Origin of the sequence: Cupriavidus sp. UME77, assembly GCF_014170355.1 — a bacterium.
Taxonomy (GTDB): domain Bacteria; phylum Pseudomonadota; class Gammaproteobacteria; order Burkholderiales; family Burkholderiaceae; genus Cupriavidus; species Cupriavidus basilensis.
Window position 1 is genome coordinate 97313 of record NZ_LZZU01000043.1, and the last position, 25467, is coordinate 122779.

Annotated in this window: 17 protein-coding genes and 2 tRNA genes; 9 read left to right on the top strand and 10 right to left on the bottom strand. The window is 65.7% G+C overall.

All coding sequences use genetic code 11. From position 1 onward, the window contains the following. Positions 1-22 precede the first annotated feature (22 nt). Together A9975_RS15620 and A9975_RS15625 are read right to left on the bottom strand one after the other, a co-directional pair. Positions 23-3673, bottom strand: coding sequence for a hydantoinase B/oxoprolinase family protein (locus A9975_RS15620; RefSeq protein WP_183033596.1), 3651 nt, complete (start codon positions 3671-3673; stop codon positions 23-25). A gap of 106 nt (positions 3674-3779) precedes the next feature. Continuing rightward, positions 3780-4424, bottom strand: coding sequence for a winged helix DNA-binding protein (locus A9975_RS15625; RefSeq protein ID WP_183033598.1), 645 nt, complete (start codon positions 4422-4424; stop codon positions 3780-3782). A gap of 306 nt (positions 4425-4730) precedes the next feature. Here A9975_RS15625 and A9975_RS15630 point away from each other — a divergent pair, with 306 nt between their 5' ends. The 8 genes from A9975_RS15630 to pgi all read left to right on the top strand — a co-directional run bounded on the left by A9975_RS15630 (position 4731) and on the right by pgi (position 14994). Continuing rightward, a complete protein-coding gene (locus A9975_RS15630) occupies positions 4731-6074 on the top strand; it encodes an amidase (RefSeq protein WP_183033600.1) in 1344 nt (447 codons plus the stop codon). Between the two features lie 145 nt (positions 6075-6219). Beyond that, a complete protein-coding gene (locus tag A9975_RS15635) occupies positions 6220-7182 on the top strand; it encodes a TRAP transporter substrate-binding protein (protein ID WP_150985914.1) in 963 nt (320 codons plus the stop codon). A 178-nt stretch (positions 7183-7360) separates the two neighbouring features. Beyond that, positions 7361-7912: a TRAP transporter small permease subunit gene (locus A9975_RS15640; protein WP_183033601.1), complete on the top strand. Its 552-nt coding sequence runs from the start codon at positions 7361-7363 to the stop codon at positions 7910-7912. Continuing rightward, positions 7912-9222, top strand: coding sequence for a TRAP transporter large permease (locus tag A9975_RS15645; RefSeq protein ID WP_150985769.1), 1311 nt, complete (start codon positions 7912-7914; stop codon positions 9220-9222). The genes A9975_RS15640 and A9975_RS15645 overlap by 1 nt, the downstream gene beginning before the upstream one ends. Before the next feature lie 22 nt (positions 9223-9244). Next, positions 9245-10534: a D-amino acid dehydrogenase gene (locus tag A9975_RS15650; protein WP_183033603.1), complete on the top strand. Its 1290-nt coding sequence runs from the start codon at positions 9245-9247 to the stop codon at positions 10532-10534. A gap of 2 nt (positions 10535-10536) precedes the next feature. Beyond that, a complete protein-coding gene (locus A9975_RS15655; protein WP_183033605.1) occupies positions 10537-12162 on the top strand; it encodes an NAD(P)H-hydrate dehydratase in 1626 nt (541 codons plus the stop codon). Beyond that, positions 12159-13121: a DMT family transporter gene (locus A9975_RS15660; RefSeq protein WP_183033607.1), complete on the top strand. Its 963-nt coding sequence runs from the start codon at positions 12159-12161 to the stop codon at positions 13119-13121. The genes A9975_RS15655 and A9975_RS15660 overlap by 4 nt, the downstream gene beginning before the upstream one ends. A gap of 238 nt (positions 13122-13359) precedes the next feature. Next, positions 13360-14994 (top strand): glucose-6-phosphate isomerase, encoded by a 1635-nt coding sequence (gene pgi / locus A9975_RS15665; RefSeq protein WP_183033609.1) that lies wholly within the window; start codon positions 13360-13362, stop codon positions 14992-14994. A 12-nt stretch (positions 14995-15006) separates the two neighbouring features. On the opposite strand, the gene A9975_RS15670 is transcribed toward pgi, so the two are convergent. Further along, a complete protein-coding gene (locus A9975_RS15670) occupies positions 15007-15705 on the bottom strand; it encodes an ABC transporter ATP-binding protein (protein ID WP_006160846.1) in 699 nt (232 codons plus the stop codon). Between A9975_RS15670 and A9975_RS15675 the strand changes: the two genes are divergently transcribed. Then, positions 15704-16387: an arylesterase gene (locus A9975_RS15675; RefSeq protein WP_183033611.1), complete on the top strand. Its 684-nt coding sequence runs from the start codon at positions 15704-15706 to the stop codon at positions 16385-16387. The genes A9975_RS15670 and A9975_RS15675 overlap by 2 nt on opposite strands. Positions 16388-16459: 72 nt before the next feature. On the opposite strand, the gene A9975_RS15680 is transcribed toward A9975_RS15675, so the two are convergent. The 7 genes from A9975_RS15680 to tig form a co-directional block, all read right to left on the bottom strand. Next, positions 16460-18409 (bottom strand): SurA N-terminal domain-containing protein, encoded by a 1950-nt coding sequence (locus A9975_RS15680; protein WP_183033614.1) that lies wholly within the window; start codon positions 18407-18409, stop codon positions 16460-16462. Between the two features lie 245 nt (positions 18410-18654). Next, positions 18655-18731: transfer RNA gene (locus tag A9975_RS15685), tRNA-Asp, on the bottom strand. Between the two features lie 56 nt (positions 18732-18787). Continuing rightward, positions 18788-18863, bottom strand: a tRNA-Val gene (locus A9975_RS15690). A gap of 295 nt (positions 18864-19158) precedes the next feature. Next, positions 19159-21570, bottom strand: a complete 2412-nt coding sequence (gene lon, locus A9975_RS15695) for an endopeptidase La (RefSeq protein ID WP_043351692.1) — start codon at positions 21568-21570, stop codon at positions 19159-19161. A gap of 249 nt (positions 21571-21819) precedes the next feature. Then, positions 21820-23094 (bottom strand): ATP-dependent Clp protease ATP-binding subunit ClpX, encoded by a 1275-nt coding sequence (gene clpX, locus A9975_RS15700; protein WP_043345921.1) that lies wholly within the window; start codon positions 23092-23094, stop codon positions 21820-21822. Positions 23095-23340: 246 nt separating this feature from the next. Further along, positions 23341-23991, bottom strand: coding sequence for an ATP-dependent Clp endopeptidase proteolytic subunit ClpP (gene clpP, locus A9975_RS15705; protein ID WP_183033615.1), 651 nt, complete (start codon positions 23989-23991; stop codon positions 23341-23343). 73 nt (positions 23992-24064) lie between these two features. Continuing rightward, the gene (tig, locus tag A9975_RS15710) at positions 24065-25426 is read right to left on the bottom strand and encodes a trigger factor (RefSeq protein ID WP_183033617.1); all 1362 of its coding nucleotides are present in this window, start codon (positions 25424-25426) and stop codon (positions 24065-24067) included. Positions 25427-25467 lie beyond the last annotated feature (41 nt).

Sequence of the window (25467 nt, forward strand, 5' to 3'; positions counted from 1 at the left end):
AAAACCCTCGCCAGGCGGGCCCTTACACCTTGCCGTAGCCCCCGCCTCCCGGCGTTTCCACCACGAAGACATCGCCCGCTTTCATCTCGCAACGCCCGACATGGCCCAGCGCTTGCTCGCTCCCGTCACCCCGCACCACGTAGTTGCGGCCCATCGCGCCAGGCTCGCCGCCGGCCATGCCGAACGGCGCGTGCAAGCGGTTGTTGGACAGGATCGACGCCGTCATCGGCTCGAGGAAGCGCACCTTGCGGATGCCGCCGTTGCCGCCGTGCCACTGCCCCGCGCCACCCGAGCCGGGCCGGATCTCATAGCTTTCCAGCCGCACCGGGAAGCGCCATTCCAGCACCTCCGGATCGGTCAGGCGCGAGTTGGTCATATTGGTCTGCACCACGTCGCAGCCGTCGAAACCCGGTCCCGCGCCGCTGCCACCGGAGATGGTCTCGTAGTACTGGTAGCGTGCGTTGCCGAAAGTGAAATTGTTCATGGTGCCCTGGCTGGCCGCCACCACGCCCAGCGCGCCATACAGCGCGTTGGTGATGCACGAGGACGTTTCCACATTGCCCGACACCACCGAGGCCGGATAGCGCGGATTGAGCATGGAGCCTTCGGGGATGATCACGTTGATCGGCTTGAGGCAGCCGGCGTTGAGCGGGATGTCCTCGTTGACCAGCGTACGGAACACGTAGAGCACGGCCGCCATGCAGACCGCGCGCGGCGCGTTGAAGTTGTTGGGCAGTTGCGCCGAAGTGCCGGTGAAGTCCACCACGGCTTCGCGCCTGGCCTGGTCCACGGTCACGCGTACCTGGATTTGCGCGCCATTGTCCAGCGGGTAGCGATAAGCGCCGTCCTTCAGCGCGGTGATGACCCGGCGCACGGCTTCCTCGGCGTTGTCCTGCACATGGCCCATATAGGCGCGCACCACCGGCAGGCCGAACTGCACCACCATCTTGCGCAGCTCCTCCACGCCCTTGGCGTTGGCCGCCACCTGGGCGCGCAGGTCGGCCATGTTCTGGTCGATATTGCGGGCCGGGTAGCGCGCGCCCGCCAGCAGTGCGCGCATGCCGGCATCGTCAAGCACGCCGGCCTTCACCAACGGAACGTTGTCGATCATCACGCCCTCTTCCTCCACCACCGTGGAGTCCGGCGGCATCGAGCCCGGCGTGATGCCGCCGATATCGGCGTGGTGGCCGCGCGAGCCGACGTAGAAAAGGATCTCCTCGCCGGCCTCGTCGAAGACCGGCGTGATCACCGTCACGTCCGGCAGGTGCGTGCCGCCGTTGTACGGGTCGTTGAGCACGTAGACATCGCCATCGGCCATGTGCCCGGCGTTGCGCGCGATCACCGTCTTGATGCTCTCGCCCATCGAGCCCAGGTGCACCGGCATGTGCGGGGCATTGGCGATCAGGTTGCCGCCGGCATCGAAGATGGCGCAGGAGAAGTCGAGCCGCTCCTTGATGTTGACCGAGTACGCCGTGTTCTGCAGGCGCTGGCCCATCTGCTCGGCGATCGACATGAACAGGTTGTTGAACACTTCCAGCATGACCGGATCAGCGTCGGTGCCCATGGCGCGCCGCTGCGCACGCGGCACGGCGCGGGTCAGCACCAGGTGGTCGCGCGCGGTCAGCTCGGCCTGCCAGCCGGGCTCCACCACCGTGGTGGCGTTGCGCTCGGCGATGATGGCGGGGCCCGGCAGCACGTCGCCGGGGCGCAGCGTATCGCGCGGGAACAGGCCCGTGTCGTGCCAGGCACCGCCGCTGAACATGCGCACCAGTTCCGCCGGCACGGGGCCACCGGAGCGCGGCTGCGCGTCGGGCAGTTTCTCCTCGGGCGGCTCGCTGCTGCCGATGGCTTCCACCGAGAGGGCTTCCACGACCAGGGGCTTGCCCTGCATCAGGAAGGCATAGCGCTGGCGGTACGCGGCATCGAACGCCGCCTGCATGGCAGGCAAGGTGCCGAATGGCACCACCAGCGCCGAATCCGTGCCCTCGTAGCGCAGGTGCGCACGGCGCACCACATCGATCTGCGCCTCGGCGACTTCCTGCTCCAGCAGTTCCTTGCGCGCTTCGCTTGCCAGCGCATCGAGCGTAGCTTGCAACGCGGGCAATGCACTGTCGTCCAGGCGCGCCTCCACGGCGCGCTCGCGCATGGCGGTGCGGTCGGCCAGCCCCATGCCGTACGCCGACAACACGCCCGCCAGCGGATGCACGAACACGGTCTGCATGCCGAGGGCGTCCGCCACCAGGCAGGCATGCTGCCCGCCGGCGCCACCGAAGGTGGTCAGTGTGTAGCCGGTCACGTCGTGGCCGCGCTGCACGGAGATCTGCTTGATGGCATTGGCCATATTGCCGACCGCGATCTCGATGAAGCCTTCGGCCACCTGCTCGGCGCTGCGTTGATCGCCGGTCGCCTCTGTTACCGCCTGCGCCAGCGCCGCGAACCTGGCCGCCACTGTGTCGCGGTCCAGCGCGGCATCGGCGCGCGGGCCGAACACCGCGGGGAAATGCCGCGGCTGGATCTTGCCGAGCATGACATTGCAGTCGGTCACCGCCAGCGGGCCGCCGCGCCGGTAGCTCGCCGGCCCCGGGTTGGCACCGGCCGAATCGGGGCCGACGCGGAAACGGCTGCCGTCGAAATGCAGGATGGAGCCGCCGCCTGCGGCCACCGTATGGATGCTCATCATGGGCGCGCGCATGCGCACGCCCGCCACGCTGGTCTCGAACACGCGCTCGAAATCAACGGGATGAGCGCCGTTGAAGTGCGAGACATCGGTCGACGTGCCACCCATGTCGAAGCCGATGATGCGCCCGAAGCCCGCGCTCTGCGACGAGCGCACCATGCCGACGATGCCGCCGGCCGGGCCGGACAGGATGGCGTCCTTGCCCTGGAAGCGGTGTGCATCGGTCAGGCCGCCGCTGCTCTGCATGAACTGCAGGCGCACGCCCGGCATCTGCTGCTCCACTTGCCCGACATAGCGGCGCAGGATCGGCGACAGGTAGGCGTCCACCACCGTGGTATCGCCACGCGAGACCAGCTTCATCAGTGGCGACACCTGATGCGAAACGGAAATCTGCGTAAAGCCGGTCTCCCGGGCGATCCGCGCGGCGGCCTGCTCGTGGGCCGCCTGGCGGTAGCCGTGCAGGAACACGATGGCAATGGCGCGGATGCCGCTGCCGAATACGCGCTGCATGTCTGCGCGCAGCGCGGCTTGGTCGAGCGGCGTCACCGTTTCTCCCTGCGCATCCAGGCGCTCGCCCACCTCCACCACTTCGCGGTAGAGCAGCTCCGGCAGCACGATGTTCAGGTCAAACAGGCGCGGCCGGTTCTGGTAGGCGATGCGCAGCGCATCGCGAAAGCCGCGCGTGATGAACAGCGCCACCGGCTCGCCCTTGCGCTCGAGCAAGGCATTGGTCGCAACGGTGGTGCCCATCTTCACCACTTCCACCTGCGCCGGCGTGACCGGCTCGCCCGGCGCCAGCCCCAGCAGGTGGCGGATGCCGGCCACGGCGGCATCGCTGTACTGCTCCGGGTTCTCGGACAACAGCTTGTGCGTGACCACCGTGCCGTCCGGCCGAAGCCCCACCACATCGGTGAAGGTGCCGCCGCGATCGATCCAGAATTGCCAGCGGCGACGGTCCGAAACTACGGCAGCGGAGGATGGCAGCGACTGCGGCATACGGGGGGCTTCCTTCTAGGGCGTGATGGAGATGTCGGGGAAAAAACGGGCGGTCATGCGGCAGCGCGGCCGGGGTGCAGGCCGGCCGCGCGCGGTGTCCTTGTTGCTACAGGGATGTTGCCGAGCGTGCGGCCTGCTCGTACAGGCCGGTCAGCACACGCAGCAGCCGTGCCAGCTCGCCGATCTCCACGTTCTCGGCACTGCCGGCGGAGAAATTGCTGGTCAGGCATTGCTCGCGGATCTCGCGGTAGCGCGCGCAGGCCTCGGTGCCGGCTGGGGTGGTGATGTAGGTGGCCTCCTTGCCGATGCGCTCGCCCTCCACCAGCGCCAGGCCCTGCAGCTTCTTGAGCGCGTAGGTGACCAGGTGGGTATCCTCGACGTTGAGCACGAAGCAGATATCGGCGAGCCGCTTGGGGCGCGCCCGGTGGTTGACGTGATGCAGCACCAGCACGTCCAGGAAGGTCAGGTCGCGCACGCCGGAGGCGCCCATGCAGCGCACCACCCAGCGGCTGTATGCGTTGTAGGCCGTGTTCAGGCCGAACTCGAACTCCGACAGCTCCGGGCTGCGCTCCGACACCAGGTGCGAAGACGAAACGATATTGGGGCCCGACGGATGCGCCAGCGCGCTGGCCGCGGCTCTGGCGGGCGTTTGGCCACCCTCGGCGTGATCGGCTACTGGCTCGCTTGATGGCTGAGTTGCTGGCTGAGTTGCTGGCTGAGTTGCTGGCTGAGTTGCTGGCCTACGCGCCATGTCTTCACTCCTTTCAGGGGTTGGTGTACGCACGGAACGACAAGGATGACTAGGTGTATCCCCGATGTCCCGGCCACCATATTTGGCTTGACAGTTTATTAACAAATTATGAGGATAAACACGAAATAAATCCAAGCAAAACATCGGGGATGTCACCGTGGATTCTGCACGAAAAAAGGGCGGGGAGCGCGGGTTGCGCACTATCGCGGGGACGCAGGCGTGCCCCGCCTCGGGCTGGTTGCGCAGCGCGGACGCACTGGATAGACTCGATCGGACCCCTCCTGAGCGCGACTGATCGCGAGCCCCATGCCCACGGATATCCATACATTACAGACAAAACTTCGCGATGGCGCGACCTCCCGCGCCGACGTGATCGAGCAGGCTGCGCAGCACGCCCAACAGCCGGACGCACACGCCGTGTTCCTGCACACCACCTTCGACACCGCCGCGCAGGTCGCCAGGGCCGCCGATGCGGCCTGCCGGGCGGGCAAGCCGCTGCATCCGCTGGCAGGCCTGCCGGTCTCGGTCAAGGACCTGTTCAACATCGCCGGCGAAGCCTCGCGCGCCGGCTCGCCGGTGCGCAGCGACGCGCTGGCGGCCACGACCGATGCCACGGTGGTGCGCCGGTTGCGCGAGAGCGGCGCGGCGCTGGTCGGGCGCACCAACATGACCGAGTTCGCCTTCTCGGGGGTGGGCATCAACCCGCATTTCGGCACGCCGGTGAACCCCGCGGACAAGCAGGTCGCGCGCATTCCCGGCGGCTCGTCGTCAGGCGCCGCGGTGTCCGTGGCGCTGGGCCTGGCGGTGGCGGGGCTGGGCAGCGACACCGGCGGCTCCATCCGCATCCCGGCCGCCCTGTGCGGGCTGACCGGCTTCAAGCCGACCGCCCGGCGCGTGCCGCTGGATGGCGCCTTCCCGCTCTCCTATACGCTGGACACCGCCTGCGCCATGGCGCGCACGGTGCAGGATTGCGTGCTCGTGGACAGCGTGATCGCCGACCAGGCGGTGCTCCCCACCATCAAGGCCGCGGCGGGCATCCGCCTGGCCATCCCGCGCCAGGTCCTGCTCGACGACCTCGATGACACCGTGGCGCGCGCGTTCGACCGCGCCCTCGGCCGGCTGTCCGCGGCCGGCGTGCAGATCGAGCACATCGACCTGCCGGAGCTGGCCGAGCTGGCCACCATCAACGCCGGCGGCGGCTTCACCGCCGCCGAGGCGCATGCCATCCACCGCCACGTGCTGGCCACGCGGCGCGAGCAATACGATCCGCGCGTCGCCTCGCGCATCGACCGCGGCGCGGCCATGAGCGCGGCCGATTATGTGGACCTGATGCGCGCCCGCCTCGACTGGATCGCGCGGGTTGCGGCCCGCATCGAAGGCTTCGATGCCGTGGCCTGCCCCACCGTGCCGATGGTGGCGCCGCCGATCGCCCCGCTGGTGGCGGACGACGCGCTGTTCTTCCGTACCAACGCCCTGCTGCTGCGCAATACTTCAGCGTTCAATTTCCTCGATGGCTGCTCCATCTCGCTGCCCTGCCACCAGCCGGACGAGTTGCCCGTGGGCCTGATGCTCTCGCACGGTGCACTGCGCGACGCGCAACTGCTGGGCACGGCAATTGCATTGGAATCCATCATCAAGCCGGCCGCCTGAGGCGCCGGGGCCAGACCGAGGTAACCCGCGCCACCCCTGAGCCAGGTGGTGCGGGCAAGACGACTTCAGAACAAAAACCAAGACATACGTAGCCGCAACGACCAACCAGGAGAGATCGATGCAAGGGAAGGCCACACTGAAGTGCATGTTGCTGGGCGGGGTGCTTGCCACCTCCGCCGTGATGACGTCGGCCGCGCGGGCGGATACCAAGTGGGACCTGCCAACCGGCTACCCGGTGAGCAACCTCCACACCGAAAACCTGCAGCAGATGGCCACCGACGTGGAGAAGGCCACGGGCGGCAAGCTCAAGATCGTGATCCATCCCAACGGCTCACTGCTCAAGGCCAACGAGATCAAGCGCGGCGTGCAGACCGGCCAGGTGCAGATGGGCGAGATCCTGATGTCTCTGCTGGCCAACGAGAACCCGGTATTCGGCGTGGATGCGGTGCCCTTCCTGGCGACCAGCTACCAGGACTCCTACAAGCTGTGGCAGGCCTCGCGCGCGGTCACCGACAAGGTGCTGGACAAGCAAGGCATGAAGCTGCTGTACGCGGTGGCCTGGCCGCCGCAAGGCATCTACGCCAACAAGCCGATCAACACCGCGGCCGACATGAAGGGCCTGAAGTGGCGCGCGTATAACCCCGCCACTTCCAAGATCGCCGAACTGGTGGGCGCGCAGCCGGTGACCATCCAGGCTGCCGACCTGGCGCAGGCGCTCGCCACCGGCACCGTCAATTCGTTCATGTCCTCGGGCGCCACGGGCGTGGACACCAAGGTCTGGGAGAGCGTGAAGTACTTCTACACCGTCGATGCCTGGCTGCCGAAGAACATGCTGGTGGTCAGCAAGAAGTCCTTTGCCGCGCTGGACAAGCCAACCCAGGACGCCCTGCTCAAGACGGTGGCCGAAGCCGAGAAGCGCGGCTGGCAGATCTCGGAGCAAAAGACACGTGAATACCTGGCCGTGCTCGGCAAGAACGGCATGACGGTGCAGCCGCCCTCGCCCCAGTTGAAGCAGGACATGCAGAAGCTTGGCCAGGTGATGGTGGAAGAATGGGCCAAGGGCGCCGGCGACGACGGCAAGGCCATCCTGGACGCATACAAGAAGTAGGCGTTGCCGTCGTTGCCGTCGTTGCCGTCGTTGGCGCTGTAGTTGGCGCCGCCGTCAGTGCCCTAGCGAGAAGCAAGCGATCCGTATCCGGCCACGGCGGCGTTGCCCGCCGCCGTGGCCCTGCTGCCGCAAGTCTCCCGCTCCCTCTTTTTCACCGCATCAACCCTCCCCACTCGCCATGGAAGCCACTTCCGTCAACAAGCGCTGGCTGGACCGGCTGCTTGACCTGTTTGCCGTGCTCGGCGCGCTATGCATCCTCGGGGTCTGCCTCATCATGATCCTGATGTCGTTCTCGCGCGAGACCACGTTTATCTTCAAGGGCGGCGACGACATCGTTGCGTGGCTGTGCGCCGCCTCCGCCTTTCTCGTGCTCGGCCAGACCTTCCAGCACGGCGGCATCGTCCGCGTGGAAATGCTGCTGGAGGCCGTCAAGCCGCGCGTGCGCTGGTGGCTGGAGCTGATCTCGCTGACCATCTGCGCGGTGTTCGCCGCCTACGCGACCTGGGCCTTGTTCAGCTTCGCCTGGGCGAGCTGGGAGATCGGCGATGTGTCGCAGGGCCAGATCGTGGTGCCGCTGTGGATTCCGCAGAGCTTTGCGGTGCTGGGCTGCGCCGGCTTCATGCTGGCGGTGCTGGACGAACTGTCACGCGTGGCGCGCAAGCAAAAGCCGCGTTACCAGCTGGCGCAGGAAGCCAAGCTGGCCGCCGGCGATTTCGGGGAGACCGTCTGATGAGCACCGTCCTCATTTCCCTGATCCTGCTGGTGGTGATGATCGGCTTCCTGGTCATCGGCGCGTGGATTCCCGTGGCCATTGCCGTCACCTCCTGGGTGGGGCTGGTGGTGTTTGCCGATCGCGATGCGCTGGTCAACCTGGCCAATGCGTGGTGGTCGTCCAGCGCGTCGTATACGCTGGCCTCGCTGCCGCTCTTTGTGTGGATGGGCGAGATACTGTTCCGCACCAAGCTGTCCGAGCAGATGTTCAACGGGCTCTCGCCGTGGTTGAACTGGCTCCCCGGGCGCCTGATGCACGTCAACATCCTGGGCTGCGGCATCTTCGGCTCGGTGTCGGGCTCGTCTGCCGCCACCTGCGCCACCATCGCCAAGTCGGCGCTGCCCGAGCTGACCCGGCGCGGCTACGATGAGCGCGTGACCCTGGGCTCGTTGTCGTGCGCCGGCACGCTCGGCATCCTGATCCCGCCATCGATCACCATGGTGGTCTATGCGGTCTCGGCCGATGTGTCGATCATCCGCGTGTTCCTGGCTGGCTTCCTGCCCGGCCTGCTGCTGATGCTGCTGTTCTCCGGCTACATCGTGGTGTGGGCGCTGTCGAATCCGGACAAGACGCCGAAGGCGGAAGTCTTCAACTGGCGCTCGCGGCTCGCCTCGATCCGCCAGCTGATGCCGTGCATCGTGCTGATCGCCTTTATCACGTGGATCATGATCACCGGCTACTCCACCGCTACGGAAGCGGCCGCCTATGGCGTGGTGGCGTCGCTGGCGCTGGCGTGGGTGGGCGGCTCGCTCACGCGCAAGGCGTTCTGGGAAAGCCTGATGTCGGCCACCCGGCTGACCGCCATGATCATGTTCGTGCTGGGTGCAACCTCGTTCCTGTCGGTGACCATGAGCTTTACTGGCATTCCGCGCGCGCTGGCGGAATGGGTGGCCTCGATGCACCTGTCGCCCTGGGCGCTGATCGCCGTGCTGACCGTGATCTACATCCTGCTGGGCACCGCGCTCGACGGCATTTCCATGATCGCGCTGACCACCGCCACGGTGCTGCCGATGGTGCAGGCCGCGGGCTTCGATCTGGTATGGTTCGGGATATTCATCGTGCTGCTGGTGGAGATCGCCGAGGTGACGCCACCTGTGGGGTTCAACCTGTTCGTGCTGCAGAGCATGACAGGCAAGGACAGCAACTACATAGCACGGGTCTCGCTGCCGTTCTTCATGATGATGGTGGTGGCCATCGGCATCGTCACCGTGTGGCCGCAGATCGTCACCTGGCTGCCCGATGTGGTGATGCAAAAAGAGCTGAAGTAACTGAAGTAACCTACGGAGCGCCATGCATGTGATCGTCATCGGCGCCGGTGTCATCGGCGTGTGCGCCGCGTGGTACCTGCGCGAGGCTGGCTTCGACGTAACCGTGGTCGAGCGGCGCGCGGCGCCGGCGCAGGAGTCGAGCTTCGGCAACGCTGGCGTGATCGCGCCGGGCTATGTCACACCCTGGGCGGCGCCCGGCATGCCGGGCAAGGTGCTGCGCAACCTCTTCGCCAGCACCTCGCCGGTGCTGTTCCGGCCTAGCGCCGATCCGGCCATGTGGCGCTGGATCGCGCGCTGGCTAGGCGAATGCACGCTGGAGCGCTACCGCATCAACAAGCTGCGCATGCAGCGCCTGGCCTTCTACAGCCGGGAATGCCTGCATGCGCTGCGCGGCCAGCTCCAGATCGACTACGAGCAGTCTCAAGGCTACCTGCAGCTGTTCCGTTCCCAGCGCGACCGGGATCTCGCCGAGCCCGCGCTGGCCCTGCTGCGCGAGCACAAGGTACCGCACCGGCTGGTCGACGCCGACGGCTGCCGGCGCATCGAGCCTGGCCTGACCACCGACACGCCGCTGGCCGGCGGACTGCATCTCCCCGAGGACGAATCCGGCAATTGCCCGATGTTCGTGCGCCGGCTGCGCGTGCTGGCCGAGGCCGCGGGCGTGCGCTTTGTCATGGACAGCGACGCCAGCGCGCTGCGGCCGTTGCCGGGCGGCAAGCTCTCGCTTGACCTGCGCAGCACCGCTGCCGGCGATGCCCACAGCGCGCGCGAAACACTCACCGCCGATCGCGTGCTGGTCAGTGCAGGCATCGCTAGCGCCGCGCTGTTGCGCCCGCTGGGCCTGCGCATCCCCCTCTACCCCGTCAAAGGCTATTGCGCCACCGTGCAGGTCAGCGACGAGCTGCAGGCGCCGCTGGGCGCGCTGATGGACGAGTCCTACAAGGTCGCCATCACCCGCATGGGCAACCGCCTGCGCATTGCCGGCACCGCCGAACTCGGCTCGCGCAAGCTCGACCTGCGCCCCGCGGCCATCAACACCTTGCTCAAGGTGGCGCGCGACTGGTTCCCGGTCGCAGGCCACTATGGCACGGCCACGCTGTGGGCCGGCGCCCGCCCGATGCTGCCCGATGGCCCGCCGCTGATCGGCGCCACGGCCGTGCCCGGGCTGTACCTCAACCTGGGCCACGGCTCCACCGGCTGGGCGATGGCATGCGGCTCCGGGCGCATTGCCGCCGACCTGATCGCAGGCGATCGCCCCGGCATCGACCTGGATGGCCTGACCCCCGACCGCTACGGCTTAGGCCCACGCTGACCATGCAAAGCTCTGCCCCGACTTCTCCCACGCTTGCCGCTGCCCTGCCCGACGATGCGTGGCTACCCCTGGACGCGGCAAGCGACAGCGCAATCCCGCTATACGACGTGGCGGCCATCCGCCGCATCGAAGCGGCCGCCATGGCCAGCTTGCCCGGCTTCGCGCTGATGTCCCGGGCCGGCGCCGCGGCGGCGGCCTGGCTGGCGCACCACGCGCCCGCGGGCCCGCTACTGCTGCTGGCCGGCCCGGGCAACAACGGCGGTGACGCGCTGGTGGCCGCCACCCGCCTGCACCAGGCCGGGCGCCAGGTCCAGGTGTGGCTGACGGCCGAGCCCGATCGCCTGCCCGCCGACGCCGGGCGTGCCTGGCTGGAGGCGCGCGCGGCCGGCGTGACACTGCACGCCATACCGGAATCCGCCTGCCATGGCACCCTGCCGCCGTTTCCCCCGGACACCTGCGCGCTGGTCGACGGCTTGTTCGGCATTGGCCTGAACCGCGCCGCCGATGGCTTCACGGCGCAGTGGATCGCGCACCTTGCCGAGTCCCGGCTGCCCGTGTTCTCCCTCGACATCCCGAGCGGGCTGTTCGCCGATACCGGCGCCGGCGCGCCAGCGGTGCGCGCGCACCGCACCCTCACCTTCATCGGTGCCAAGCCCGGCCTGCTCACGCTCGACGGGCGCGATTGCGCGGGCGAGGTCGATATCGCCCCGCTGGGCCTGCTCTACCCGCCGGCCCAGCCTGCCTGCGCCACGGTCAACGTGCCGGCGTCGTTTGCAGCGGCGCTGCCCACGCGCCGCCATGCCACCAACAAGGGCACATTCGGCTCGCTCGCCGTGATCGGCGGGGGCATCGGCATGACCGGCGCACCGCTGCTTGGCGCGCGTGCCGCGCAGCACCTTGGCGCCGGGCGCGTGCACATCGCTTTCCTGGCGCAGCCCGCGCCGCTGATCGACCCCGTGCACCCGGAGCTGATGCTGCACCCGATCGCCGAGATCGAGCTGACCAATATGTCCGCGCTGGTGATCGGGCCGGGCATGGGCACGGGCACGGCGGCGCGCAAGCAGCTGGCGCAGTTGCTGCAAGCCAGCGTGGCCGCCACCGAGCCGCCCGCGCTGGTGCTGGATGCCGATGCGCTGAACCTGCTGGCCGCGGACCCCGCGCTTGCCGCCATGCTTGGCGGCGGCCCGCCGGTGCGCGTGATGACGCCGCACCCGCTCGAAGCCGCGCGCCTGTCCGGCATCAGCGTGGCCGAGATCCAGCGCGACCGCCTGGCGGCGGCGCGATCGCTGGCGGCCCAATGGCAGGCCGTGGTCGTGCTCAAGGGCTCGGGCACGGTGATCGCGTCGCCACCGGATGCGCTCGGCAGCGTGTCGTTATCGATCAACCCGACCGGCAATGCCGGGCTGGCCACCGCCGGCACCGGCGACGTGCTGGCCGGCATGATCGGCGCCCTGCTGGCCCAGGGCATGCCGGCGCTGCAGGCCGCGCAGGCCGCGGTCTGGCTGCACGGGCGCGCCGCCGACCACCTGGTGGCACAGGGCATCGGCCCCGCCGGCCTGACCGCGAGCGAGCTCTACCTGCCGGTGCGCGACCTGTTCAATGCCCTGCTGCGGGCGCAGCAGGCATGAGCAAGGCGACCGATGGCGGCGCCCGCCTGCAGGCCGCCAGCGGCTCGCCGGCCAGGCGCCAGCTGCTGACCGGCGTGGCCCTGCTGGTGCTCGGCCAATGGATCCTCAGCCTGCTGGATGCCAGCAGCAAGACGCTGACCCAGCAGGGCCTGCCGGTGGTGGGCGTGGCCTGGGTACGCTACGTGGGCCATGTGGCCGCGATCTTCCTGCTGCTGGGGCCGGCGCGCGTGCGCCAGCAATGGCGCCCCGTGAAACCGGGCCTGCAGTGGCTGCGCGGGGGCATGATGCTGGTCTCCACGCTGGTGTTCTTCAGCGTGCTCAAGCTGATGCCGCTGGCCGAGGCCACGGCGCTGAATTTCTGCGCGCCGCTGTTCGTGGTGGCGTTGTCGCCCTGGCTGCTGGGCGAGCGACCGAGCGCGCATGCGCGCGTCAGCCGCTGGAGCGGCGTGGCGATCGGCTTCGTCGGCATGCTGATCGTGGTGCGCCCCGGCGGCGAGCTGAGCGGGGCCGGCATTGCGCTGGGCTTGTTGTCGGCACTGGTGTTCGCGCTGATGCAGATGCTGACGCGGCGCATCGCCGCGCATGACGCGCCCATGACCACCCTGATCCAGAGCGGCGTGACCGGCGCCGTCCTGACCACGCTGCTGGTGCCCTTCTTCTGGTTCGAAGCGGCACCCACGCCGCTGCAAGCCGTGCTCCTGCTGAGCACCGGCATCACTGGCTCGATTGGCCACTATTTTGTGATTCGCGCGTTCCAGTACGCGGATGCGTCATTCCTCAGCCCCTTCCTCTACCTGCAGATCCTGTCGGCGACGACCATCGGCTACCTGGCGTTCGGCCAGTTGCCGGACTGGATCACCGCGCTCGGCGTGGCGGTGATCTGCGTGGGCGGTGTGTGCGTGGCGGGGGGCGAGTCAGCGCTGCGGGCGGTCGCGCGCCGGCTCGGGCGCCCCGGCTGACGGAAGAACAGCGCCGGCGCGCAAAGGCATGCGCCCGGCGATCGATCCCCTCGGAAGCACTAATGCCGTCTTTTGCCGCCAAAACGCCGAGTCGTGCCAGATGGGCGCGTTATACTTGAGAGGCTCCTGACCGTCGCGCAAGGCCAGCCGGGCTGGCTGCCGGGGAGCAATGATATCTAGCCGAAAAACCAAGCTTGAAACGGTACTTCCGCGCTGTCCTTCAAAGATTTCCGTACGCATGCCCACAGACCTCCACGCCTGGCACTCACTTCTGCAACACCACGACGCCATTCGCGAAACGCCGATGCGCGAGTGGTTTGTCGCTGGCTCCGCGGAACAACGCGTCGAGCAGTTCTCGCTGGAAGCCGCAGGCCTGTATCTCGATTACTCCAAGAACCGCATCACGCCGCAGACCATGGCATTGCTGATGCAACTGGCGGATGAAGCCGGCGTGCAGAAACGCCGCGATGCCATGTTTGCCGGCGACCACATCAACGCCACCGAGGACCGCGCGGTCCTGCACATCGCGCTGCGCGCCGGCGCCGGCGCAACGTTCAAGGTCGACGGCGAGCCCGTCATGCCCGCCATCCACGCCGTGCTGGATCGCATGCGCGTGTTCTCGCAGCGCGTGCGCAGCGGCGACTGGACCGGCTTCACCGGCAAGCGCATCACCGACGTCATCAACATCGGCATCGGCGGCTCGGACCTGGGCCCGCGCATGGTGTGCCGCGCGCTCTCGCACCTGGCCGGCAACGGCCCGCGCATGCATTTCGTCTCCAACGTGGATGGCACCGAACTGGCCGAATGCCTGGAGCGGCTCGACCCCGAGCAAACCCTGGTGATCGTCTGCTCCAAGACCTTCACCACGCTCGAGACCATGGCCAATGCCTGCAGCGCGCGCCAGTGGTTCCTCGACAAAGGCGTGGCCCTGGACCAGCTGGCCAGCCATTTTGCCGCGGTGTCGACCAATGTGGAGGCGGTGCGCACCTTCGGCATCGACCCGGCGCACATGTTCGAATTCTGGGACTGGATCGGCGGGCGTTTCTCGCTGTGGTCCTCGGTCGGCCTGTCGATTGCGCTGGCGGTGGGCTTCGATGCCTTCGAAGACCTGCTGATCGGTGGCCGCGCCATGGATGCGCATTTCAGCAGCGCGCCGCTGGCGCAGAACATGCCCGTGGTGCTGGGCATGCTCGGCATCTGGTACCGCAACTTCTTCGGCATGCCGACCAGTTGCATGGCGCCGTACTCCACCTCGCTCGAATTGTTCCCTGCCTTCCTGCAGCAACTGGAAATGGAGAGCAACGGCAAATCGGTGCAGCTTGACGGCCGCCACGTGCGTGCCCATACCGCGCCGGTGGTCTGGGGCTCCGCCGGCACCAACGGCCAGCACGCCTATTTCCAGCTGATCCACCAGGGCTCGCAGATCGTGCCGGTGGATTTCGTGGCACCGCTGCGCCCGCCGCGCCAGCTGCCCGGCCATCATGCCAAGCTGCTGGCCAACTGCTTTGCCCAGGCCGAGGCGCTGATGCTCGGGCGCACGGCCGAGGAACTGCGCGCCACGGGCCTCACCGACGAGATCCGTATCGCCCACATGGTGTTCGAGGGCAACCGGCCGAGCAACACGCTGCTGATGGAAGACATCACGCCGCATACCCTCGGCGCGCTGATCGCGCTCTACGAACACCGCACCTTCGTGCAAGGCGTGGTCTGGAACATCAACTCGTTCGACCAATGGGGCGTGGAACTCGGCAAGATCCTGGCCAAGCCGATCGAGGGCGAGCTTAACCATGCGGAAAGTGCCGCCGCCGGGCAGCACGATGCATCTACCGGCAGCCTGATTGCGCGCGCGCGCGCGGCGCTCGGCAACGCCTGACACAGCGGTTTATCAAACCGGCGCGGTCATCCACTCGTCGCTGGCAACCCGGCCGGCTTCGATGGTCAGGATGCGCCCGCAGCGTGCCGCCACGGAGCGATCGTGCGTGACCAGCACCAGGGTGGAACCGGCATCGCGGTTCAGCTCGAACATCAGCGCAATGACGGCCTCCCCGGTGGCCGTATCCAGGCTCCCGGTAGGCTCGTCGGCAAAGAGAATGTCGGGACGGGCCACAAACGCGCGCGCCAGCGCCACGCGCTGCTGCTCGCCGCCGGAGAGCGTGCGCGGATAGTGGGAAAGGCGCCCGCTCAGCCCCACGCGGGCCAGCATGTCGGCGGCGCGCTCGCGCACGCCCGCGGTCTCCCCGCGCAACTCCAGCGGCAGCATGACGTTTTCCAGGGCGCTCAGGTGCCCGACAAGCTGGAACGACTGGAACACAAAGCCCACATGGCGCCCGCGCTGCGCTGCCCGCTGGTCTTCGTCGAGCTGGAACAGGTCCTGCCCGTTGAGCTTGACGGTGCCAGTCGTGGGCAGGTCCAGGCCCGCCAGCAAGCCCAGCAGGGTTGACTTGCCCGAGCCGGATGCGCCCACAATGGCCAGCGTTTCGCCGGGCGTGACGGAAAACGACACGTCGTGCAAAATCGTCAGCGAACCTGTCGTGTCGGCTACGGTCTTTCCTAATGACTCGACTGCAAGAATGGATGAAGACATGAGCAAGAAGTTCTGGTGCGGTTGGCGAAAGCTGGCGCTGGCGGTATGCGTGACTACGCTGCTGCCCGCGATGGTGCCGGCCACGGCGTCGATGGCGCGTGCAGCAACGCCCGCCATCCTGGTGCTGGGCGACAGCCTGTCCGCTGAGTATGGCCTGGCCCGCGATGCAGGCTGGGTCAAGCTGATGGAGGCGCGTCTGCGGGCGGAACGTTTCGATTATAACGTCGTGAATGCCAGCATCAGCGGCGAGACCACGGTGGGCGGCAAGACGCGCTTGCCCGACCTGCTGGCAAGGCACCATCCGGCCGTGGTCATCGTGGAGCTGGGCGCCAACGATGCCTTGCGCGGCCTGCCGCTGCAGACCACCGAGGCCAACCTGCGCAGCATCGTCACCAGCGCGCAGCAAGCCAAGGCCGGCGTGCTGCTGGTGGGCATGCGCATCCCGCCCAACTACGGGCCGGACTACACCGAGCGATTCTTCTCGCTCTACCCCAAGCTGGCCGGCGAGTACAAGATCCGGCTGGTGCCCTTCCTGCTGGAGCAGGTCATCGCCAAGCCAGAGTGGTTCCAGGCGGACCGCATCCATCCCACGGCGCAGGCGCAGGGCACGCTGCTCGATACCGTCTGGCCGCAGCTCAAGCCGCTGCTGAAAACGCCGGCGGCCAAGACGGCCACGCGCTAGTTGTCCGCGGCTTTGCCATAAAGAGAAAGGCGCCCGAAGGCGCCTTTCTCTTTATGGCTGCGAGCGGCAGTATTACTGCGCGCCAGCGCCGCTGGCCGAACCCGCTTCCGTGGTAGTAGCGGGCTTGAGCAGCTTCACCTTGGCCCGGTCCTTCAGGCCTTCATAGAAGGCTTCCAGCTGGCTTTGGCCGAGCATCTGACCCAGTTGCTGCGCCTCACCCTGGCGCTGCGCGGCATCCGCCTGCGCAGGCTGGCTGACCTTGCCGATGCGATAGATCGCGTAGCCGTCGGCGCCCAGATCCACGCCGACATACGCGGGCAGCTTGGCGGTATCGGCACGCATCACGGCTTCCACAGCCTTCGGCGCCAGGCCGTCGGCCTTGGCGCGCGAGACCGTTACCGGCGCGCCGAAGCCGTCGGCGCCGCCGCTCTTCTTCAGCGCTTCGAGACGCTCCGCGCCCGCCTTGGCGGCAAGCTCGGCTGCCTGCTGCGCGATATAGCCTTCGCGCACCTTGGCCTGCACGTCTTCGAACTTGCGCACCGTGGCCGGGCGGTAGTCGACGATGCGCGCCGCCACCAGCGTGGTGGGGCCAACCTGCACGGCCTCGGTGTTGCGCTTGTTCTTGACGGACTCATCGCTGAACAGCGCCTTGAGCAGCTTCTCGTTATTGAGCGGGTTTTGCGCGCCCAGGGCCGGGTTCGGCTGGCGGGTCACGTTGTCGGCGCTCTGGATCGTCAGCTTGAACTTGTCGGCGGCCGGCTTGAGGCTGTCGGACTGCTCATAGACCGTATTGCCAAACGTGTCGGCCAGTTCGGTGTACTTCTTGGCGGCGAGTTGCTTGCGCAACTCCACTTCCAGTTCGGTACGGACCTGGTCAAGCGGCTTGGTCTCGGCCGGCTTGATGCCGGTGAGCTTGATGATGTGATAGCCGTAGTCGGTCTCGACCACGTCGCTGATCTGGCCATCCTTGAGCGCGTACATCGCGTCTTCGAACGGCTTGACCAGCGCGCCACGGCCCATGAAGCCGAGGTCGCCGCCCTTCTCCGCCGAGCCCGGGTCCTGCGACTGCTTGCGGGCTACGTCGGCAAACGTCTCGGGATGCTTGCGCAGGTCCTCGAGCAGCTTGGTGGCTTTTTCCTTGGCCGCCTGGCGCTCCGCAGCCGGGGCTTCCTTGGGCGAACCGATCAGGATATGGCTTGCGCGGCGCTGCTCGTCGGTGCGAAAGCGCGCGATGTTGCTGTCGTAGTAGGACTTGAGCTCTTCGGGCGTGACTGGCGTCGACGCGGCCAGCGCGTCGGCCGACAGCACCAGGTATTCGACCTTGGCTTGCTCGGGCACCGAGAACGCCGCCTTGTGGCTTTCGTAGTAGGCCTTCAGCGCAGCGTCATCCGGATTGACCTTGGCGGTGAAATCGGCCGGCTTGATTTGCAGCGCCTGCACATCGCGCTGCTGGTCGCGAATGGCGATCAGGCGGTCCAGCAAGGACTTCGGCACGAAGGCGGTAGCGCCAACCGAGCTACTGAGCTGCTGGGTGGCCAGGTCGAAGCGCATGCGGGCATCGAACTGCTCCGGCGTCATGCCTTGCTGGGCCAGCAGGCTGACATAGGCCTTGTCGTCGATCGTGCCGTCTTTCTTCTTCGGCAACTGGGCGATGGCGGGAATGCTGCTGATCGTCTCGAGCAGGCGTTCGTTGGAAACGGTCAGGTGCTTCTTGGCCACCTCATCCGCTACCACGCGCTGCAGGATCAGCTGGTCGAGCACCTGCTGGCGTGCCTGCGCGCCTTCGAACTGGCGCGGGTCATAGTTCGTGCCAAGCATCTGGCGCATGCGCTCGCTCTGGTCACGCACCACGTTATCCACTTCTTGCGCCGTGATGGCGCGGCCGTCGACCTTGGCAAGGTCGTGCGAGCTGTCCATGAAACGCGAGTAGCTCTCCACGCCGAAGAACACAAACGACGGGAAGACAAGCACCAGCAGCAGCAAAAGCATCAAGCGCCGGTTGTTGCGTACGAAATCAAGCATGCTGACTCAGGAAAAGGGTTGTACGAACGGCAAACTCCGGGATTCTATCAGGAGCGGCCGGCTTCACGCGATTTGCAGCCCTGCGGCGCAATTGGCGAGCCATATCTGCCCTTGCCGGGCGGGTGCTGCGGGACACTGCAAGCCGGAGCCGGTTTGATCAAGAACGGAGCGCGGAATGGGTAAATCGATGTGATGCGCAAAAAGCAAAACGGGCCACTAAGGGCCCGTTTTGCTGACTGCTTGTTTGGCGGAGTGGACGGGACTCGAACCCGCGACCCCCGGCGTGACAGGCCGGTATTCTAACCAACTGAACTACCACTCCTGAATCGGTGTTGCAGGATGCATCTGTGTGTCGGGCTTGTCTTGCGGCAGGAGCGATGGTGGGTGCTGAGGGGCTCGAACCCCCGACCTACGCCTTGTAAGGGCGCCGCTCTACCAACTGAGCTAAGCACCCGCTCGTACCGCAGCCGCACTGCATGCTGCAAGCATCGCCGCGCACATATCAGAGTAATTACTGCCGTTTGCGTTGCGAGGGCGCAAGTGTAATACAGCCTTTGCCGTTTTGCCAAGTAGTCTTCGCAGACATTTTTACAGGCCGGAAAATGCACCTGCACGTTGTGCAAAGTGGCACGGAATAGAAGGCAGAACAGGAGGCGAAACAGGAGACAAAATAGAAAAACGCCGCGGGGGACACCCGCGGCGTTTTTCATGTGCTACCAGCAAGCTAAGGCAGCACCAGCGAGACATCATCAGTGATGAATCATCTCGACCTTGGCAGCGCCCTTGTCCGCCACATCGGCAGGCTTGGCCACTTCTTCAGGCAGAGGCTCGGGCTTGCGCTCGAGCGCGAGTTCCAGGACCTTGTCGATCCAGCGCACCGGGACGATCTCGATGGCGTTCTTGACGTTGTCCGGAATCTCCGCAAGATCCTTCACGTTCTCTTCGGGGATCAGCACCAGCTTGATACCGCCGCGATGCGCCGCGAGCAGTTTCTCCTTGAGGCCACCGATCGGCAGGACTTCGCCGCGCAGCGTGATCTCGCCGGTCATGGCCACGTCAGCGCGCACCGGAATGCCCGTGAGCACCGACACCAGCGCCGTGGTCATCGCACCGCCTGCCGAAGGGCCATCCTTGGGGGTGGCGCCTTCAGGCACGTGGATGTGGATGTCGCGCTTCTCGAACATCTCGTCCGTAATGCCCAGACGACGTGCCCGCGAGCGCACCACCGAACGTGCTGCCTCGACCGACTCCTTCATCACGTCGCCCAGCGAACCGGTGCGGGTGATGTTGCCCTTGCCCGGCATGATCGCGGCTTCGATGGTCAGCAGATCGCCGCCCACTTCTGTCCACGCCAGCCCGGTCACCTGGCCTACCTGGTTTTCCTTGCCGGCCAGGCCGAAGTCGTACTTGCGCACGCCAAGGAACTTGTCCAGGTTCTCGGACGCGACCTTGACCGTGCCCGTTTCCTTCTTGAGCAGCAGCAGCTTCACCACCTTGCGGGCGATCTTCGACACTTCACGCTCGAGCGAACGCACGCCCGCTTCCCGCGTGTAGTAGCGAATGATGTCGCGCAGGGCGTCTTCGTTCACTTCCATCTCGCCGGGCTTCAGACCATTGTTCTTGATCTGCTTGGGCAGCAGGTAGCGCTGGGCGATGTTGACCTTTTCTTCCTCGGTGTAACCCGACAGGCGGATCACTTCCATCCGGTCCAGCAACGGAGGCGGAATGTTGAGCGAATTGGAGGTCGCCACGAACATCACATCGGACAGGTCGAAATCGACCTCGATGTAATGGTCCTGGAACGTGTGGTTCTGTTCCGGGTCCAGCACTTCGAGCAATGCCGACGACGGATCGCCGCGGAAATCCATGCCCATCTTGTCGATTTCATCGAGCAGGAAGAGCGGATTGCGCACGCCGACCTTGGCCAGGCTTTGCAGGATCTTGCCGGGCATCGAGCCGATGTACGTACGACGGTGGCCGCGGATCTCGGCCTCGTCGCGCACGCCGCCCAGCGCCATGCGCACGAACTTGCGGTTCGTGGCACGCGCAACAGACTGCCCGAGCGAGGTCTTGCCCACGCCAGGAGGCCCAACCAGGCACAGGATCGGCGCCTTCACCTTGTCCACGCGCTGTTGCACTGCAAGATACTCAAGGATACGTTCCTTGACCTTCTCGAGACCATAGTGGTCTTCATCCAGCACGCGCTCGGCATTGGCGAGGTCGTTGTTGACCTTGCTCTTCTTGCGCCACGGCAGGTTGACCAGCGTGTCGATGTAGTTGCGCACGACCGTGGCTTCCGCCGACATCGGCGACATCAGCTTGAGCTTCTTGAATTCGGCGTCGGCCTTTTTCTTGGCTTCCTTCGGCATGCGCGCAGCCTTGATGCGCTTGTCGAGTTCTTCCAGGTCAGCGCCTTCTTCGCCCTCGCCCAGTTCCTTCTGGATGGCCTTGACCTGCTCGTTGAGGTAGTACTCGCGCTGGCTCTTCTCCATCTGGCGCTTGACGCGGCCACGGATGCGCTTTTCCACCTGCAGGATGTCGATCTCGCCCTCGAGCTGCGACAGCAGGCTCTCCAGGCGTTCGGTGACATTCACCATCTCCAGGATCTTCTGCTTCTGCTCGAGCTTGATCGGCAGATGCGCGGCGATGGTGTCGGCCAGGCGACCCGGCTCATCGATACCCGACAGCGACGTCAGGATCTCGGGCGGGATCTTCTTGTTCAGCTTTACGTACTGGTCGAACTGCGACACGATGGCGCGGCGCAGCGCCTCCGTCTCGGCGGTCTCGACCGGGCCCGGCGGCACGGGCACGGCTTCGCACATGAAGTGCGATTCGTCTTCGCTCACTTCGCGGATATTCGCGCGCTGCGTGCCTTCCACCAGCACCTTGACGGTGCCGTCGGGCAGCTTGAGCATTTGCAGGATGTTGGCGATGCAGCCCACCTCATAGAGGTCATCAGCGGTCGGCTCATCCTTGGCCGCCGTTTTCTGGGCCACAAGCATGATGCTTTTGCCCGCCTCCATCGCAGTTTCCAGCGCCTTGATGGACTTCGGACGTCCCACGAACAGTGGGATCACCATGTGCGGAAACACCACCACGTCGCGCAGCGGCAACAGTGGCAAGCGGATCGGCTCAGCCGGGAGGAGTTGTGTTCCGGACATCATTTTCCCCAGTCAGTCATTTAGGCGTAAATTGGGTCTCATGATTCGATTGCAAGACATCCTTTGCGCACGAATCGATGCTAGTTGCAAAATGCTGCTCCCCGCACTTGCAAGACCCGTCCAAACAGCATACCCCCGTTTCCTCCCCTTCGTTTTACGAAAATGAAGAAAAAAAGCCGCTCGCTTTTCGCGAACGGCCTCTCAGGACTCGCTGCCGGCCTGGCATCGTCATAAGCGCCGGCGTTCGCGTCAGTTCGAACCAGCCACCTTAGGCTGTTCCTCGTACATCAGCAACGGCGGAGCATCCCCGGTGATGGTGTTCTCGTCGATCACCACCTTTTGCACGCCCTTGTAGTTAGGCAGGTCGTACATCACATCCATCAGCGATTGTTCGAGGATCGAACGCAGGCCACGTGCACCGGTCTTGCGGCGGATTGCCTTGCGGGCAATCGCGGAGAGCGCGGCCGGGCGGATTTCCAGCTCAACGCCTTCCATCGCCAGCAGCTTCTGGTACTGCTTGATCAGCGCGTTCTTCGGCTCGACCAGGATCTGCATGAGCGCGGCTTCGTCCAGCTTGGCCAGCGTGGCCACTACCGGGAGGCGGCCGATCAGTTCCGGGATCAACCCGAACTTGATCAGGTCTTCCGGCTCGACCTGCGGCAGCACTTCGCTGGCCTCGCGCTCTTCCTTGCTCTGCACCTGCGCGGCAAAACCGATACCGGTCTTGTCCGAACGCTGCATGATGACCTTCTCGAGGCCGTCGAACGCACCGCCGCAGATAAACAGGATGTTGGTGGTATCCACCTGCAGGAAGTCCTGGTTCGGGTGCTTGCGGCCGCCTTGCGGGGGCACCGAAGCCATGGTGCCTTCGACCAGCTTCAGCAGGGCCTGCTGCACGCCTTCACCGGAGACATCGCGGGTGATGGACGGGTTGTCGGATTTGCGCGAGATCTTGTCGATCTCATCAATGTAGACAATGCCGCGCTGTGCCTTTTCCACCTCGTAGTTGCAGTTCTGCAGCAACTTCTGGATGATGTTTTCCACGTCCTCGCCGACATAGCCGGCTTCGGTCAACGTGGTGGCATCGGCAATCACGAACGGCACATTGAGCAGGCGCGCCAGCGTTTGCGCAAGCAGCGTCTTGCCCGAACCGGTGGGGCCGATCAGCAGGATGTTGCTCTTGGACAACTCGACATCGTCCTTCTTGCCGAGGTGCTTCAGGCGCTTGTAGTGGTTGTACACCGCTACGGCCAGGATCTTCTTGGCCTGCTCCTGCCCGATCACATATTGATCCAGGCTTTCGCGGATCTCGTGCGGGGTGGGGAGATCGGACTTGGCCGTGGCCCCCGCGTCCTTGTCGGATGCAGCAGCCTCGTCGCGGATGATCTCGTTGCACAGGTCGATGCATTCGTCGCAAATGAACACCGACGGGCCCGCGATGAGCTTCTTTACCTCGTGCTGGCTCTTGCCGCAGAACGAGCAGTAAAGGAGCTTCTCGCTGGATGAACCTTTTTTATCCGCCATAGGAATCAGTCACATTAGCAGTGTGCGTGCCGCAGTGCCGGAGCGCTGCGGGGATACGCTTCAAACGCATCATACGCCAAAAAAAATGGCGCGGCGGGTAGACCCCCAAGCTGTGGGGCAAAAGCAAAAAACGAGGCACAAGGCCTCGTTTCTGTATAGCCTTCTTCGTTGCGGCCGCGCGGCGATACCCGAAGGATCGCCACCCGGCCCCTGCCCGGCCCGCCTTGCGGCAGCCGGGCCGGTCTGTCAGGCACGGCGGGCGAGCACCTTGTCGATCAGGCCGTAGTCCACTGCCTGATCGCCGCTCATGAAATTGTCGCGATCGGTGTCGCGGGCAATCTTGTCGACCGGCTGGCCGGTGACTTCCGACAGGATCGTGTTGAGCCGCTCGCGCAGGTACAGGATCTCGCGGGCCTGGATCTCGATGTCCGAGGCCTGGCCGCGCGCGCCGCCCAGCGGCTGGTGGATCATGATGCGCGAGTTGGGCAGCGCCGAACGCTTGCCCTTGGCGCCAGCCGACAGCAGGAAGGCCCCCATGCTGGCTGCCATGCCCATGCACAGCGTGGCCACGTCCGGCTTGACGAACTGCATGGTGTCGTAGATGGCGAGGCCAGCCGACACCGAGCCACCCGGCGAGTTGATGTATAGCGAGATGTCCTTGTCGGGATTCTCGCTTTCCAGGAACAGCAACTGGGCGACCACCAGGTTGGCGGTCTGGTCGTTGACTTCGCCGACCATGAAAATCAGACGCTCCTTCAACAGGCGCGAATAGATGTCATAGGCGCGCTCGCCCCGACCGGACTGCTCAACCACCATCGGCACCAGCCCCAGTCCCTGCGTTTCCAGGGCGGAGGCCTGCGTGGTGGCCAGACGGTCAAGCAAATCATTGCGGGTCATGCAAGTTCTCCTGGAGTTCGGTAAGAGACAAGGCTGCGGCCAACGCGCCACGCGCGCCGGCCACGGGCCAGGCTCAGGCCTGCTGAGGCTGGTTGTTGCCTTCGGCAGTCAATTCCTCGAAGGACACCGTCTTGTCGGTGACCTTGGCCTTGTCGCACACGAAATTTACCACGTTGTTTTCGAGCACGTAGGCCTCCATCTCGGCCAGGCGCTGTTGGTCACCGTAGTACCAGCGCATGACTTCCTTCGGGTCTTCGTAGCTCTTGGCGAAGTCTTCGATCTCGGCCTTGATCTGGTCTGCCTTGGCGTCCAGGCCGTGAGCCTTGACGATCTCGGCCAGGATCAGGCCCAGCTTGACGCGGCGCTCAGCTTGCTGCGTGAACATTTCGGCCGGGATGGGCATGTCCTTGGCGTTGGGCATGCCGCGTTGCTCCAGGTCGCGACGCGCCATTTCCACCAGGCGCTCCTGGTCTTGCTCGATCAGGGCCTTCGGCACTTCCAGCTCGCTCGCCTTCAGCAGCGCGTCCATGACCTGGTCCTTCAGCATGGCGTGCGTGCGGCGCTTGACTTCGCGCTCCAGGTTTTCGCGGATGTCGGCGCGCATCTTCTCGACGTTGCCGTCAGCGATGCCCAGCGACTTGGCGAACTCGTCGTTGACTTCCGGCAGGTGCGCCCACTCGATCTTCTTGAGCGTGACGGTGAACTCGGCAGTCTTGCCGGCCACGTCCTTGCCGTGATAGTCCTCGGGGAACGCCAGCGGGAAGGTCTTGCTTTCGCCAACCTTCAGGCCCAGTGCAGCTTGCTCGAACTCGGGCAACATGCGGCCTTCGCCCAGCACGAAGGCGAAGTCGTCAGCCTTGCCGCCGGGGAATTCCACGCCTTCGATCTTGCCAACGAAGTCCAGGGTCACGCGGTCGCCGTTCTGGGCGGCCACTTCCGCACCGCCGTCGCCGTGCTCGCCGGCTTCGCCACGGGTGTGGTAGTGCACGCGCTGCTTGCGCAGGATGTCGATGGTCTTGTCGACTTCGGCATCGGTGATTTCGGTCTTGGTGCGGGTCACTTCGGCGCCAGCCAGGTCACCCAGCTTGACTTCCGGATAGACCTCGAAGGTCGCGTCGAAGGCCACTTCGTCTTCGCTCACGCCGTCGGTCTTGACTTCGAACTTCGGCTGGCCGGCAACCTTGACGTCTTGTTCTTTGGTGATGTCGAAGAACTTGCGGGCAGCCTTGTCGAAGCGCACTTCGAACTCGACTTGCTGGCCGTATTGCTTCTCGACCATCTTCATCGGTACCTTGCCGGGACGGAAACCGGACATCTTCACCGTCTTCGACAGGCGAACCAGACGTTCCAGCTTTTCCTTTTCGACTTCGGCCTTGGGAATGGCCAGGGTCACCTTGCGGTCCAGTTTGCCAAGGTTTTCAATGACATTCGACATGGTCGTTGATCCAATCCAGAGTGTTGTTGTGTTCGTAAGCG